11 protein-coding genes and 1 pseudogene are annotated in these 14,017 nt (G+C 63.8%); 6 read left to right on the forward strand and 6 right to left on the reverse strand.

Annotated features, from left to right (window positions below):
• The coding region (locus ACFC3J_RS18730; protein ID WP_375197591.1) for an acyl-CoA carboxylase subunit beta at positions 1 to 1,242 on the reverse strand (1,242 nt) is incomplete at its 3' end.
• A 121-nt stretch (positions 1,243 to 1,363) separates the two neighbouring features.
• On the opposite strand from ACFC3J_RS18730, the gene ACFC3J_RS18735 reads away from it, so the two are divergent.
• A complete protein-coding gene (locus tag ACFC3J_RS18735; RefSeq protein WP_375197592.1) occupies positions 1,364 to 2,779 on the forward strand; it encodes a short-chain fatty acyl-CoA regulator family protein in 1,416 nt (471 codons plus the stop codon).
• Here ACFC3J_RS18735 and ACFC3J_RS18740 read toward each other — a convergent pair.
• The gene (locus ACFC3J_RS18740; protein WP_375197593.1) at positions 2,776 to 3,672 is read right to left on the reverse strand and encodes a LysR family transcriptional regulator; all 897 of its coding nucleotides are present in this window, start codon (positions 3,670 to 3,672) and stop codon (positions 2,776 to 2,778) included. The genes ACFC3J_RS18735 and ACFC3J_RS18740 overlap by 4 nt on opposite strands.
• A 105-nt stretch (positions 3,673 to 3,777) precedes the next feature.
• On the opposite strand from ACFC3J_RS18740, the gene ACFC3J_RS18745 reads away from it, so the two are divergent.
• Together ACFC3J_RS18745 and ACFC3J_RS18750 are read left to right on the forward strand one after the other, a co-directional pair.
• Entirely contained in the window at positions 3,778 to 4,563 is a 786-nt protein-coding gene (locus ACFC3J_RS18745; RefSeq protein ID WP_375197594.1) for an SDR family NAD(P)-dependent oxidoreductase, read from the forward strand.
• Positions 4,564 to 4,633: 70 nt separating this feature from the next.
• Complete coding sequence (locus ACFC3J_RS18750; RefSeq protein ID WP_375197595.1) at positions 4,634 to 5,344, forward strand: 2OG-Fe dioxygenase family protein; 711 nt, start codon at positions 4,634 to 4,636, stop codon at positions 5,342 to 5,344.
• A 52-nt stretch (positions 5,345 to 5,396) separates the two neighbouring features.
• On the opposite strand, the gene gor is transcribed toward ACFC3J_RS18750, so the two are convergent.
• Positions 5,397 to 6,743 carry a glutathione-disulfide reductase gene (gene gor / locus ACFC3J_RS18755; RefSeq protein WP_375197596.1) on the reverse strand — a complete coding sequence of 449 codons (1,347 nt, stop codon included), beginning with the start codon at positions 6,741 to 6,743 and terminating at the stop codon, positions 5,397 to 5,399.
• A gap of 67 nt (positions 6,744 to 6,810) precedes the next feature.
• Positions 6,811 to 8,316: a glucose-6-phosphate isomerase gene (gene pgi / locus ACFC3J_RS18760; RefSeq protein WP_375197597.1), complete on the reverse strand. Its 1,506-nt coding sequence runs from the start codon at positions 8,314 to 8,316 to the stop codon at positions 6,811 to 6,813.
• Between the two features lie 234 nt (positions 8,317 to 8,550).
• Between pgi and lepB the strand changes: the two genes are divergently transcribed.
• From lepB to era, 3 genes are all read left to right on the forward strand, one after another.
• Positions 8,551 to 9,375, forward strand: coding sequence for a signal peptidase I (lepB, locus tag ACFC3J_RS18765; RefSeq protein ID WP_375197598.1), 825 nt, complete (start codon positions 8,551 to 8,553; stop codon positions 9,373 to 9,375).
• Positions 9,330 to 10,043, forward strand: a complete 714-nt coding sequence (rnc, locus tag ACFC3J_RS18770) for a ribonuclease III (RefSeq protein ID WP_375197599.1) — start codon at positions 9,330 to 9,332, stop codon at positions 10,041 to 10,043. Before lepB ends, rnc begins: the two co-directional genes overlap by 46 nt.
• Before the next feature lie 73 nt (positions 10,044 to 10,116).
• Positions 10,117 to 11,025 carry a GTPase Era gene (era, locus tag ACFC3J_RS18775; protein ID WP_375197600.1) on the forward strand — a complete coding sequence of 303 codons (909 nt, stop codon included), beginning with the start codon at positions 10,117 to 10,119 and terminating at the stop codon, positions 11,023 to 11,025.
• A gap of 84 nt (positions 11,026 to 11,109) precedes the next feature.
• Here the strand turns inward: era and topA are convergent, their stop codons facing one another.
• Entirely contained in the window at positions 11,110 to 13,674 is a 2,565-nt protein-coding gene (gene topA, locus ACFC3J_RS18780; RefSeq protein ID WP_375197601.1) for a type I DNA topoisomerase, read from the reverse strand.
• Between the two features lie 96 nt (positions 13,675 to 13,770).
• Positions 13,771 to 14,017 (reverse strand): annotated as a pseudogene (locus ACFC3J_RS18785) (DNA-protecting protein DprA); the annotation flags it as partial.

Here is a 14,017-nt window from a genome sequence, read left to right on the forward strand (position 1 = left end):
CTTTGAGGACATGACGTCATAGGCGCCGCCATAGGCCTTGCGCGTGATGACGGTGATCTTCGGCACGGTCGCTTCGGCATAGGCGAACAGCAGCTTGGCGCCATGCTTGATGATGCCCGAATGTTCCTGCGCAGTGCCCGGCAGGAAGCCCGGCACGTCGACGAAGGTCACGATCGGAATTTCGAACGCGTCGCAGAAACGCACGAACCGTCCGGCCTTCTTGGACGAGTTGATGTCCAGCACGCCTGCCAGCACCATCGGCTGGTTGGCGATGATGCCCACCGTCTTGCCCTCGATCCGTCCAAAGCCGCAGATGATGTTGCCCGCATGGGCAGGCTGCACCTCAAAGAAGTCACCCTCGTCGATGACCTTCCGGATCAGCTCGTGCATGTCGTAGGGCTGGTTGGCATTGGCCGGGATCAGCGTGTCAAGGCTGTCCTCAAGGCGATCCCACGGGTCTGCGCTCGGGCGCTCCGGCACCGGCTCCTTGTTGGAGGCAGGCAGGAAGTCGACGAAGTCGCGCACCGCCAGCAGCGCCTCGATATCATTCTCGAACGCCATGTCGGCAACGCCCGACTTGGTCGTGTGGGTAACGGCGCCGCCCAGTTCTTCCTGGGTCACGACCTCGTTGGTGACGGTCTTCACGACGTCGGGACCGGTGACGAACATGAAGCTCGAATCCTTCACCATGAAGATGAAGTCGGTCATCGCCGGCGAATAGACCGCCCCGCCTGCGCAGGGGCCCATGATGACGCTGATCTGCGGCACCACGCCCGAAGCCAGCACGTTGCGCTGGAAAATCTCGGCATAGCCGGCGAGCGAGGCGACGCCCTCCTGAATGCGCGCGCCGCCTGAGTCATTAAGGCCGATCACGGGCGCGCCGACCTTCATCGCCATGTCCATGATCTTGCAGATCTTCATCGCGTGCCGTTCGGAAACCGCGCCGCCATAAACGGTGAAATCCTGCGAAAAGACGTAAACCAGCCGGCCGTTGATCGTGCCCGATCCGGTGACGACGCCGTCGCCCGGAATATGCTGCTCGTCCATGCCGAAATCGATGCAGTTATGCTCGACATACATGTCCAGCTCTTCAAAGCTGTCCTCGTCCAGCAGCACGTCCAGCCGCTCCCGCGCAGTCAGCTTGCCCTTGGCATGCTGGGCGTCGATGCGGCGCTGGCCGCCGCCCAGACGCGCGGCTTCGCGCTTGGCTTCCAGCTGTTCGATGATGGCGAGCTTCGACATATGATGCTTCTCTCCGGCTTGTCGCGGACGTCTCTGTCCGTCCCTTTCCAATCTTTCCACATTTTCGCAAATGCAATTTTGCCAATTTGCAAATCGCGATTTTGCAAATTATGGACGAATCATGGCTCGTGGCAATCGAATCTTCGCAGGACCGCGCCTGCGCCAGCTGCGTCTGGACCACCGCATGGACCAGGCGACCATGGCGCAGGCGCTGGGCATATCCGTTTCCTATCTCAGCCAGATGGAAAATGACGACCGCCCCCTCACCGCCAAGGTGAAGGCAGCTCTAGCCAGTGCTTTCCCGACCGACTGGGCCAGCTTCGACAGCCGCGAGGAGGAGCAGCTTCTGGGCGCCTTCACCTTCGCGCTTGCGCATCCCGAACTGCCCGGCGCAGCGCTGGAACCGGAGCGGATCGAGAAGCTGCACCTGCAATTCCCCGAATTCGCTGCGCGCTATGTCGACCTTTACAACGCCCATATGCGCGCCAATGAGCGCATCAACATGATCGAGGAGGCCATCGCCAACGATCATGCGGTGCAGGCCCGCCTGCCATGGGAAGCCGCCCGCGACTGGTTTCACGAAGCGGGCAATTATGTCCACACGCTCGACTGTCTGGCCGAAGAAATGGCGGAGAGCTTCACCGCCGGACAGGTGCTGGACGAGGGTATGCTGGTCGAGGCGCTGGCCCGCCGCCACGGCATCGAAACGGTGATCGCGGAGACTCCGGACTCCGCGCTGCGTTCCTATACCAGCAGCGAGAAACGCCTGTTCATCAACGCCGCCCTCCCCACCGAGAGCCGCAAGTTCATGCTCGCCCATCAGCTCATGATGCTGGAAGGGCAGGCGGTGATCGCCGACGTCGTGAACAAGGCGGCCCTGCCCGTCATGGGCGCCGACCGCCTGCTCGCCATCGGCCTTGGCAATTATGCGGCGGGTGCGCTGCTGATGCCCTATGCCCAGTTCCGCGAAGCCGCGCGCGAGGTCCGTCACGATATCGACCGCCTGTCGCGCCGCTTCGGCGTCAGCTTCGAACAGGCCTGTCATCGCCTCTCGACGCTCCAGCGGCCGGGCCTGCGCGGCATCCCCTTCTTCTTCTGCCGCGTCGACATGGCGGGCAACATCACCAAGCGGCACAGCGCCACCCGTCTGCAATTCGCCCGGTTCGGCGGCGCCTGCCCGCTCTGGAACGTCCATGAAGCCGTGGCCATCCCGGACCGGATCAACGTCCAGCTCGGCGAAACGCCGGACGGCGTGCGCTATGTCTCGATGGCGAAGGGCCTGGTCAAGCCGCTGGGCAGCTACAGCCGCACCCCGCGCCGTTTTGCGGTGGTGCTGGGTTGCGAGATCGCCCATGCCGCCAATTTCGTCTATGCCGACGGCCTGCAACTGGAGGTGGAGGGCGCCGCAACGCCCATCGGCATCACCTGCCGCCTCTGCCCCCGCCAGAGCTGCGACCAGCGCGCCTTCCCGCCCGCCGACCGCCCGATCCATGTCGATCCCGACAACCGGCAGATCGTTCCCTACTGGATCGGCTAGGAAGGGAGCTCCAGTTCGTCATCCAGAAAATCCACAAACGCCCGCACCCGGGCGGCCAGCCGATCCTGCGCGGAATAGAGCGCATGAATGTCCTCACCGTCCCCGGCGCTGAAATCGCCCAGCACCTCGACCAGCCGCCCATCCCGCAAATCAGCCGCGACATGAAAGCGGCCGTGCCGCGCTATGCCGCCTCCCGCGATAGCCATCTGCCGCACGACCTCCCCGGAATTGCCGAAAAACCGTCCCTGAACCGGCCGTTGCACCGTCCGTCCGCCGATGCGGAAATGCCAGCTGTCCACCGACCGGCGAAAGCTGAATTGCAGGCATTCGTGCCGGTCCAGATCCTCGGGCCGCTCCGGCGTCCCCCGCCTCGCCAGATAGGCGGGGCTGGCGACCAGCACCATGCGGCTATGTCCCAGCTTCTTCGCGCGCAGCCGGGTGTCGCGCAGGGGACCTATCCTTATCGCGATATCGGCCCGTTCCTCCACCAGATCGACCACCGCGTCGGACAGGGCCAGATCAACCGTCACCGCGGGATGGCGCTCCAGAAAATGGGGCAGGATCGGCAGGAGGCACTGCGTGCCGAAGGACACCGACGCATTCACCCGCAAAAGCCCGCGCGGACCGCTGTCCTCCTGCCCCAGCCCGCTTTCCACGTCCGCCATTTCCGCCATCAGGGCCATCATCCGATCGCGATAGGTTGCGCCATCGACGGTCAGCGCGAGCGACCGGGTGGTCCGCCGCAACAATGTGACGCCAAGGCGCTGCTCCAGCCGGCCGATGCAGCGGCTGACTGCGGAAGGCGTAAGCCGCAGCGCCTTGGCGGCGGCGGCCAAGCTCCCCTCCCGCGCCACGGCCAGAAAGGTCTCGATGTCGCCAAATCGGTTGTCCATGCATCATCCATGATCTGAAATCACTTCTATAGTGATGAACTTCATTCTAATCATCAATGATCCCTTTGCCTATCTTGCGGCCCAGCCAATGCAAAGGAATTGCCCATGGACCTGAAACTCACTGGAAAAACCGCTCTCATCACCGGATCGACCGCCGGAATCGGCTTCGCGATCGCCAGCAGGCTGGCGCAGGAGGGCGTGGAAGTCGTCATCACCGGCCGCAATCAGGCAAAGCTGGACGAAGCCGCTGCCCAGATCGCCCAGATCGGCAGGGTTCGCCCCGTGCTGGCGGATCCTGCCACGGCGGAAGGGGCCGCAACGCTGATCGCAGCCGCGCCGGAGGTCGACATCCTCGTCAACAATCTCGGCATTTACGAGGCCAAGTCCTTCACCGATATTTCGGACGAGGACTGGCATCACTTCTTCGAGGTCAACGTGGTCAGCGGCGCCCGGCTCGCCCGCCACTATTTCCCCCTTATGCTGGAGAAGAACTGGGGCCGCATCATCTTCATCGCCAGCGAAAGCGGCCTCGTCATCCCCGGCGAGATGATCCACTACGGCACGACCAAGACCGCTCAGCTTGCCATCGCCCGCGGTCTGGCGGAACAGACGCGCGGCACCGGGGTCACGGTCAACTCGGTGCTGCCGGGACCGACCCGGTCGGAAGGGATTGTCGACTTCATCCGCTCGGTGGTCGACAACAAGGATGCTCCCGAAGCTGAGCGTGAGACGGAATTTTTCGAGAAGTTCCGCCCCCTGTCACTCATCCGCCGCCTGATCGAAGCGGATGAGATCGGGTCGATGGTCGCCTATCTCGCCAGTCCGCTCGCGGCTGTGACCAACGGCGCGGCGATCCGCGCAGAAGGCGGAATCGTTCCCACCATCGCATGACTGCGCAGGCAATCCTGCTTGCGGGAACTGGCCCTGTCGCTCGTCTGTCTCTCCGGATAAGGAAAGATGGATGAGCGATACGGACATTCTCACCGGATTGCCGCTCCGGCAACAACTGGTCGAGGGCGGCTATGCCCGCCTGTCCGGCCCCGACCTGTTCGACCTGCTGCCGATCGACGCCACCGACTGGAACCTGTTTGCCGAAAGCTGGAATGATCTAGGGCCCGATCTCTTCATGGCGGATGGAGGCCGTTACCGCCGCCGCCGCCATGCCACCCTTGGCTGGGATGAGGGCGGCTTCATCCGCAAGCCGCATCAGCCGCATTTCCAGAGCCGCGACTATAACCCCCTGAACGGCGATGTTCAGCGCTGGTTCGATCCCGTCGATCAGACGATCATCGACCATGCCGTCATGCGCGCGATCCTCGCCTTCTGCGCGCGGAGCTTTGCCCTCACCGGCCCGCACCATGTCGAACTTCACCAGTTCCGGATCGAGGCGCGCACCGGAGAATTGGGGCGCCCGACGCCGGAGGGCATGCACCGCGACGGCGTGGACTGGGTTTTCGTGATGCTGGTCGAACGCCGCAACGTCCGGGAAGGCGTCACCCGCATCGGCTCGCCCGACGGCCGGGAACTGGGCGAGTTCACCCTCGCCCGGCCCGGCGATGCCGTCCTGATCGACGATCGTCGCATCCTGCACGGCGTCACGGAAATCCACGCGGTCGACCCAGGACAACCCGCCTGGCGGGATGCCCTGGTCATCACCTTCGTCGCGGAATAGGGCTTAGAGGTTGTTTGGAAATGCGCTCTTCCGCGCATTTCCAAACACACCCTTATTTCAACAACACCAGTTCCTCGGCCATGCTGGGATGCAGGGCCACGGTATCGTCGAATTCCTGCTTGGTGAGACCGGCCTTCACCGCGATCGCCGCCGCCTGAAGGATTTCCGGGGCGTCCGGCCCGATCATGTGCAGGCCCACGACGCGATTGGTCGTCGCGTCCACCACCATCTTGTAAAGCGCCCGCTCGTCGCGCCCGGCCAGCACATTCTTCATCGGCCGGAAGTCGGACGTATAGACTTTCACCGTCCCATATTTGTTCTTGGCCTGCGCCTCGGTCAAACCCACGCCCGCCAGCGGGGGATGGCTGAACACGGCGGAAGGCACGCAATGATAATCCACCGTCCGCGGATTGTCCCCGAACACCGTATCGGCAAAGGCATGCCCTTCCCGGATCGCGACCGGCGTCAGTTGCAGCCGGTCGGTGACATCGCCCACGGCATAGATGCTCTCGCAACTCGTCCGGCTATGATCGTCGACCCTGATCGCGCCCTTCTCGTTCAGTTCGACCCCGGCGGCTTCCAGCCCCAGCCCCTCGACATGCGGCTGACGCCCGGTCGCGAACACCAGCAGATCGCAGGCGATCGGATCGCCGTTCCTGAAGCGCACGCAAAGCGTTCCATCCTCATTCTTCTCGATCTTTTCCATCTCGGCATTGAAGCGGAAATTGATCCCCTTCATCGTCGAAATCTGGAGCAGCCGGTCGCGAATCTGCTCGTCATAGCCGCGCAGCAACGTGGCCGAGCGGTTTACGATCGTCACATGGCTGCCGAACTGGTGAAAAATCCCGGCGAATTCATTGGCGATATAGCCGCCGCCGACGATCACGATACGCTTGGGACATTCCTCCAGATGGAAGACTTCGTTCGAGGTGACGCCATGCTCGGCACCCTCGATGTCCGGAATCACCGGCCAGGCGCCCGTCGCCACGAGAATATATTTTGCGCTGATCTCCCGTCCGCTGGCCAGTTTCACGCTATGCGGCCCGGTGATCGTCGCCCGTTCGGGGATCAGTTCGACCTTATGGCTGTCGAGCGTGTTCTTGTAGAGGCCTTCCAGCCGATCCACGTCGGCCAGCACATTGTCGCGCAGCGTCGTCCATTCGAAATCGCAATCCGGCACATTCCAGCCGAAACGGCGGGCATCCTTCAGATCCTCTGCGAAATGCGCGCCGTAGATCAGCAGCTTCTTGGGCACGCAGCCGCGAATGACGCAGGTGCCGCCGACACGATATTCCTCGGCCACCGCGACCTTGGCGCCATGGGCGGCCGCGACGCGCGACGCGCGCACCCCACCCGATCCCGCACCGATGACGAAAAGGTCGAAATCGTAGTCGCTCATTCATGCCTCCGCTGAGTTGCGCCCGCATATGGAGCTTACCCAGCGGAGTTACAAATGAGATTTGCGCTTATGCGCCGCCCAGCGCCAGACCGATCAGCGCCATTGTCGAGGGGTCGAAACCCTTCGGCCCTTCGGCTTCGATGGATTTTGCGATTTCCTTGCCCAACTCGACGCCGAACTGGTCGAACGGGTTGATCCCCATCAGCACGGCATTGGCAAAGGTCCGATGCTCGTAAAAGGCAATCAGCGCGCCCAGAGCCTCGGGCGTCACATCGTCGAGCAGGATGGTGGTCGAAGGCCGGTTGCCGGGATAGGCCCGCGCAGGATCGGTCGCATTCTCCTTACCTCGTAACAGCGCCGCCCCCTGCGCAAAGCAGTTCACCAGCAGCGCCCGGTGATGCGCCGGGTCAAGCGCATGGCCCGGCTCGACCGAAGCGATGAACTCCACCGGCGTCAGGATCGTGCCCTGATGCAGAAGCTGGAACACGGCATGCTGGGCGTCGGTCCCGACCCCGCCCCAGGTGATCGGCGCCGTGGGCCCATCGACGGGCGCGCCATCCCGCGTCACGCTCTTGCCGTTGCTCTCCATCTCCAGCTGCTGGAGATAGGAAGGCAACAGCGCCAGCCGCTCGTCATAAGCGAACAGCGCCCGCGTCTGGCATCCCAGGACCCGTGCATAATATTGGTCGACAAAGGCCGCGATCAGCGGTGCATTGGCCTTGGGATCGGACAGGCGGAAATGCCGGTCCATTGCCGCCGCGCCTTCGAGCAGGCTCTCAAACGCGTCCCACCCCAGCGCCAAAGCCGCCGGAAAACCGATGGACGACCAGAGCGAATAGCGCCCGCCCACGCTCTCGGCAAAGGGCAGCACGCGGGTTTCATCCACACCCCATTCGATCGCCTTGTCCGGCGCCGCCGTCAGCGCGATGACCCGGCCATAGGGGTCTTCCACGCCCGCCTCGACCATCCAGTTGATCGCGCTCGCTGCGTTCAGCATGGTTTCAGTGGTTGTGAAGGTCTTCGATGCAACCGCAATCAGGGTTGCCGCCGGATCGAAGCGCGAAATGGCCCGCTCCAGCGCCGTGCCGTCGACGTTCGACACAATCGCGACGTCATAGCGCGCACCGTCGCCGCCCAGCGCATCGACGATCAGGTCCGGCCCCAGCGCCGACCCGCCAATGCCGATATGCAGGATGTGCCGGATGGGTCCCAGCGCCTCCCCCTCGATGGCGTCGATCAGAGCGCGCATCCGGGCATGGAACATCTTGGCCCGCGCCACGCTGTCGGCATTGCCTTCGCCGCGTTCGGCAGGATGCTCGGCGGCCCGGCCCTCGGTATTGTTGACCGCCTCGCCCGCGAACAGCGCGTCGCGCTGGGCGGCAAAGCCCTTTTCCTCGGCCAGCTTCAGGAAGCCCTCGAACAGTTCATCGGTCAGATGCGTTTTCGACCAGTCGAAGCGGATCGGACCCTGGACAGCCGTGAATTTGCTCAGCCGGTCGGGATCGGTGGTGAAGATGGACTTGAGATCAGCCTGGGGAAGAGCCGCAAGCGCTGCCAGTGCAGGGCTGGACATTGGGGAATATCCTTTTGTTTTACCGTTGGTCGACACCGACGCTGCACCTGTCGATTCTTGCCCTTCTTAGCCAAATCGTTCCGCTAATGCACCGTGGGACCGCAAAAATCAGGTTGCAGGGCAGCATAAGGCGATGACGGTTGGTCTCTAGCGCGCTTGACGGCGCCTTTACGAACCCGCAAAAGCCGCGACGGCCTGTTTTCGGGGCGAATTGAAGGAAAAGACGATCAAAGCATGAGCGCAAAATCCGAAACGCGGGATTTCCTCTGGTTTCTCGCAAAGCTGGCGGTGTTCGTCTTCATTCTGCGGAGCTTCATCGTTTCGCCCTTCAACATCCCGTCGGAATCGATGCAGCCGCGCCTGCTGATCGGCGACTATCTGCTGGTGGCGAAATGGCCCTACGGCTATTCGCGTTACTCGCTCCCCTTCGGCGTCCCGCTGATCCCCGGTCGCATCTTCGCCTCGACGCCCCAGCGCGGCGACGTGGTGGTGTTCAAGGCGCCCCCGAACCAGAAGAACGACTATATCAAGCGCGTCATCGGCCTGCCCGGCGACATGATCTCGGTGCGCGGCGGCACGGTCTATCTGAATGGTCAGGCGATCCCCAAGCAGAAGGTCGATGACCTTGTCATTCCCGTCACCCCGAACATGGAGGAGGCAGCGGCCAAGGAAGGCAGCCCCTCCCCCTGCTACCGCCCGAAATTTGAGGAAGCCGCGCCCGGCGGCGGCCGGCAGTGCCGCTATCCGCAATATCGCGAAACCCTGCCCGGCGGAAAAAGCTACAATGTCCTCGACCTCGTGCCCGATGGCGCGGCGGACGACCGCGACACGGTGGTCGTGCCCGAAGGTCATCTCTTCATGATGGGCGACAACCGCGATCGCAGCGCCGACAGCCGCTTCCCCGCGGTCGACGGCGGCGGCATCGGCCTCGTTCCAGAGGAAAATCTGGTGGGCAAGGCGATGATCTCGGTCTTCTCGACCGACGGCAGCGCCAACTGGCTGCTCCCCTGGACATGGTTCACCGCCGCCCGCTGGAGCCGCATCGGGGAAGGCTTTTGACGAAACCCGATACCGAAGGCTGGCTCAAAGCCCTGATCGGCCGTACGCCGAAGGACCCCGCCGCCTTCGCGCAGGCGCTGACCCATGGCAGCGCCAATGCGACCAATTATGAGCGGCTGGAATTTCTCGGCGATCGCATCCTCGGCCTGCTGATCGCGGAGTGGGTCTATGACCGCTTCGATACGGAACCCGAAGGCAAGCTCTCCCGCCGCTTCAACGCGCTGGTGTCGGGAGAAACCTGCGCCGAAGTCGCCCGCTCTGCCGGGGTTCCGACGCATCTCGTCCTTGGCAAACAGGCCCGCGACGATGGCGCCTCCGACAGCGACAATGTGCTGGGCGACGTCATGGAGGCGCTGATCGGCGCTCTCTATCTGGAAGGTGGGCTGGAAGAAGCCCGCGCTCTCGTCCGCCGTCTCTGGGGCGACCGCGTCGATACGCAGGCCAGCGCACCCAAACACCCCAAGTCCGCGCTCCAGGAATGGGCCGCCGCCAACAAGCGCAAGCCCCCCGAATATGCGATGACCGATCGGTCGGGACCCCACCACGCTCTGCGTTTCACGGTGACGGTCAGCATCAAGGGCGCCGGTGAGGCAAGCGCGACAGGCGGCTCCAAGCAGGAGGCGGAAACGGCTGCGGCAAAGGCGCTGCTGGAAAAGCTGGACGGCTGAGCCTGTCCCAAATCGACATTTTGCATTAGGAAAGAAGCCCGGCGAAAGATGCATGGGTGAACGGAGTTTTTGTTTGACGATCGATCTCGATAATCAGCGCTGCGGCGTCATCGCCATCGTGGGCGCCCCCAATGCGGGCAAATCGACGCTGGTAAACGCCCTCGTCGGCCAGAAGGTGGCGATCACCAGCCCCAAGGCGCAGACAACCCGCACCCGCGTCATGGGCGTCGCGATCGAGGGCGACGCGCAGATGGTCCTCGTCGACACGCCCGGCATCTTCGCCCCCAGGCGCCGCCTGGACCGCGCCATGGTGCAGGCCGCATGGGGCGGCGCGCAGGGCGCCGACCTGATCGCGCTGATCGTCGACGGCAAGGCTGGGCTTGGCCCCAAGATGGAGCCTATCATCTCCGCCCTCGCCGCCCGGCCGGAAAAGAAATGGCTGATCCTCAACAAGGTCGACATCTCCATCAAGGAAAAGCTGCTGGTCCATACCCAGAAGCTCTATGAACAGCTCGACATCGCGGACACCTTCTTCGTGAGCGCCGCGACCGGCGATGGCCTTGCCGAACTCAAGACCGCCTTCGCCAACGCCATGCCCGAAGGTCCCTGGCACTTCCCGGAAGATCAGGTGTCCGACGCGACCGACCGCATGCTGGCCGCCGAGATCACCCGCGAGCAGCTCTATCACCAGCTCCACGCCGAACTGCCCTATGCCGCCGCGGTCGACACGGAAAAATATAGCGAGCGCGAGGACGGCTCGGTCGAAATCCACCAGCAGATCCTGGTCGGCCGCGCCAGCCAGCGCGCCATCGTGCTGGGCAAGGGCGGCCAGCGCCTCAAGGAAATCGGTTCAAAGGCCCGCGCCGAACTGGCGAGCCTGCTCGGCGTCAAGGTCCACCTCTACCTCCATGTCAAGGTGAAGGAGGATTGGGAGGACGACCGCTTCATCTACCGAGATATTGGCCTCGACTGGGTCGAGTAGCCATCCAGTCGTTTCACCAAAGTCAGACAAATCATGACCGCCCACCCCGTTCGGGCGAACGGGGCGAACGGGGTGGGCGGAGTGTTACTCCGCCGCGGCCTTCTTCTTTGCAGGCTTCTTTGCAGGCGCTTTTTTGGCCGCGGGCTTCTTGGCCGCCGCCTTTTTGGCCGGCGCCTTCTTCCCCTTCTTGGCCGGCGCCGCCGCAGCCCGCGCATCGATCAGTTGCGCGGCCTCCTCCAGCGTCAGGGCATCCTGCTCGATCGTCTTGGGCAGCGTCGCATTGGTGGTGCCGTCGGTCACATAAGGCCCGTAACGCCCCGCCATCAGCTTGATCTCCGCCTCGGTGCGCGGATGCTTGCCCAGCACCTTCAAAGGCTCGCGCGAGGAAGACCCCCGCCCGCCCTTGTTCGCCGCATCGGCCAGCTTGGCGACGGCGCTGTTCATCCCCACCTCGAAAATCTCCGCGGTGGAGGACAGTCGCCCATATTTGCCGTCATGCAGCAAATAGGGACCGAACCGCCCGATATTCGCCACGATCGGCTTGCCCGTCTCCGGATGCAGCCCGACCTCTCGCGGCAGGCTCAGCAGCTTCACCGCCCAGTCGAGCGTCATTTCGCCATCGGGCAGGTCCTTGGGGATGGAACCGCGCTTGGCCTCCTTGCCCTCGCCCATCTCGATATAAGGCCCGAAACGCCCGGACTTCCGAACGATGTCCTGCCCCGTTTCGGGATGCTGACCCAGCACTTCCGGCCCCGTATCCTCGCCGCCATTGCTTCCGCCCGGCTGCCCGAACTTCCGCGTAAACTTGCACTCGGGATAGTTTGAACAGGCGATGAAAGCCCCGAACCGCCCGCCGCGCAGCGACAATTGCCCGTCGCCGCACATGGGGCAGGCCCGCGGGTTGGACCCATCCGCCTTGGGCGGAAACAGCATCGGCTCCAGAAACTTGTCCAACTCCGCCGTAATGTCGGAGGGCTTTTGTTCCATCACCTCCGCGGTCTTGGGCTTGAAGTCGCGCCAGAAGGCTTCCAGCACCGCCTGCCACTGGGCGCGGCCGCCGGAAATATCGTCCAGCTCCTCCTCAAGTCCCGCCGTGAAGTCATAGGACACATAGCGTTCGAAGAAACGCTCCAGGAAGGCCGTCACCAGCCGCCCGCTCTCCTCGGCGAAGAAACGGTTCTTCTCGATCCGCACATAGTCGCGGTCCTTCAGCACCTGAAGCGTCGAGGCATAGGTGGACGGACGCCCGATCCCCAGTTCCTCCAGCTTCTTGACCAGCGACGCCTCGGAATAGCGCGGCGGCGGCTGGGTGAAATGCTGCTCGGCCGTCACCTTCTTCTTGGCCGGCGCATCCCCCACGGCCAGGCGCGGCAGCAGCTTGCTGTCGTCATCCTCGGCGTCGTCGCGCCCCTCTTCATAGAGCGCCAGAAAGCCCGGAAAGATCACCACCTGACCCGTGGCGCGCAGCGCATGCTGCCCGGTGCCGTCCACCAGATCGATGACCGTCCGCTCCAGCCGCGCCGAAGCCATCTGGCTCGCCAGCGCGCGCTTGAAGATCAGATCGTAGAGCCGCGCATGATCGCCCGACCCCACCTTGTCCCGATAAAATTCGGTCGGACGAATGGCCTCGTGCGCTTCCTGCGCATTCTTGGCCTTGGTCTGATACTGGCGCGGCTTTTCGGGCAGATAACCCCCGTCGTAGCGCTCCGCGATCGCCTTGCGCGCGGCGGAAATGGCGCTGCCGTCCATCTGCACGCCATCGGTACGCATGTAAGTGATCGCGCCGTCCTCATAGAGCTGCTGCGCGATCCGCATCGTATGGCTGGCGGAGAAGCCGAGCTTGCGCGCCGCTTCCTGCTGGAGCGTCGAGGTGGTAAAGGGCGGCGGAGGGTTGCGCGAAACGGGCTTCGTCTCGACCTTGTCGACGGTGAAGCGCCCGGCCTCCACATCCGCCTTCGCGGCCATGGCGTCGCCTTCCCCGCCGATGGTCAGGCGCTCGATCTTCTCGCCCTTCCAGCGGACGAGACGCGCGGTAAAGCCCTGCCCGCCCTGCTCCATCTCGGCCGCGACGGACCAATATTCCTGCGCGACGAAGCTCTCGATCTCACGCTCCCGGTCGACGACCAGCCGCAGCGCCACCGACTGCACGCGCCCAGCGGACTTGGCGCCGGGCAGCTTGCGCCACAGCACCGGCGACAGGGTGAAGCCCACCAGATAGTCGAGCGCCCGCCGCGCCCGGTAGGCGTCGATCAGATCCTCGTCCAGGGCGCGAGGCTGCGCCATGGCGTCGGTCACCGCCTGCTTTGTGATCGCGTTGAAGGTCACGCGGTCGACCTTCTGCGGCAACGCCTTCTTGGCGCGCAGCACCTCCTGCACATGCCAGCTGATCGCCTCGCCCTCGCGATCAGGGTCGGTCGCCAGAATCAGGCGGGTCGCCTTCTTGGCTTCGTCGGCAATCGCTTTCAGCTGCTTGCCCTTGTCGCCATAATTTTCCCAGCTCATGGCAAAGCCGTTGTCCGGGTCCACCGATCCGTCCTTGGCGGGCAGGTCGCGGATATGACCATAGCTCGCAAGCACATGGAAATCGCCGCCCAGATATTTCTCGATGGTCTTCGCCTTGGCCGGCGATTCTACGATGACAAGCTGCATTCAAGCCCCGGTTTTGAAATCTCTCACGTACACGCGCGAGTCTGGAAGGTCTTTTCGGTGGACGTCAAGCGCCCCTTGTTCCGGAATGTGAAGCGGTCATGACAGGCTGACCCGTCCGCCCGCATGCCGTTCCAGCCGGGCCGCCAGTTCCAGCTCCAGCAGAACGGTGTGGACCACTGCCGGCCCCAGACCCGAAAGCCGGATGACCTCATCGATCGGGACCGGAGAAGCGCCCAGCAGCGCAATCACCGTTGCCCGCTCGCCTTCGGCCACATCGGACGATACCGGCTCTCCTTCGAAATCAAGGTTGCCCTGCCGCACCATGCGCGGGTCGATGACCCCG

This window comes from Sphingobium sp. (genome assembly GCF_041987595.1).
GTDB lineage: Bacteria > Pseudomonadota > Alphaproteobacteria > Sphingomonadales > Sphingomonadaceae > Sphingobium.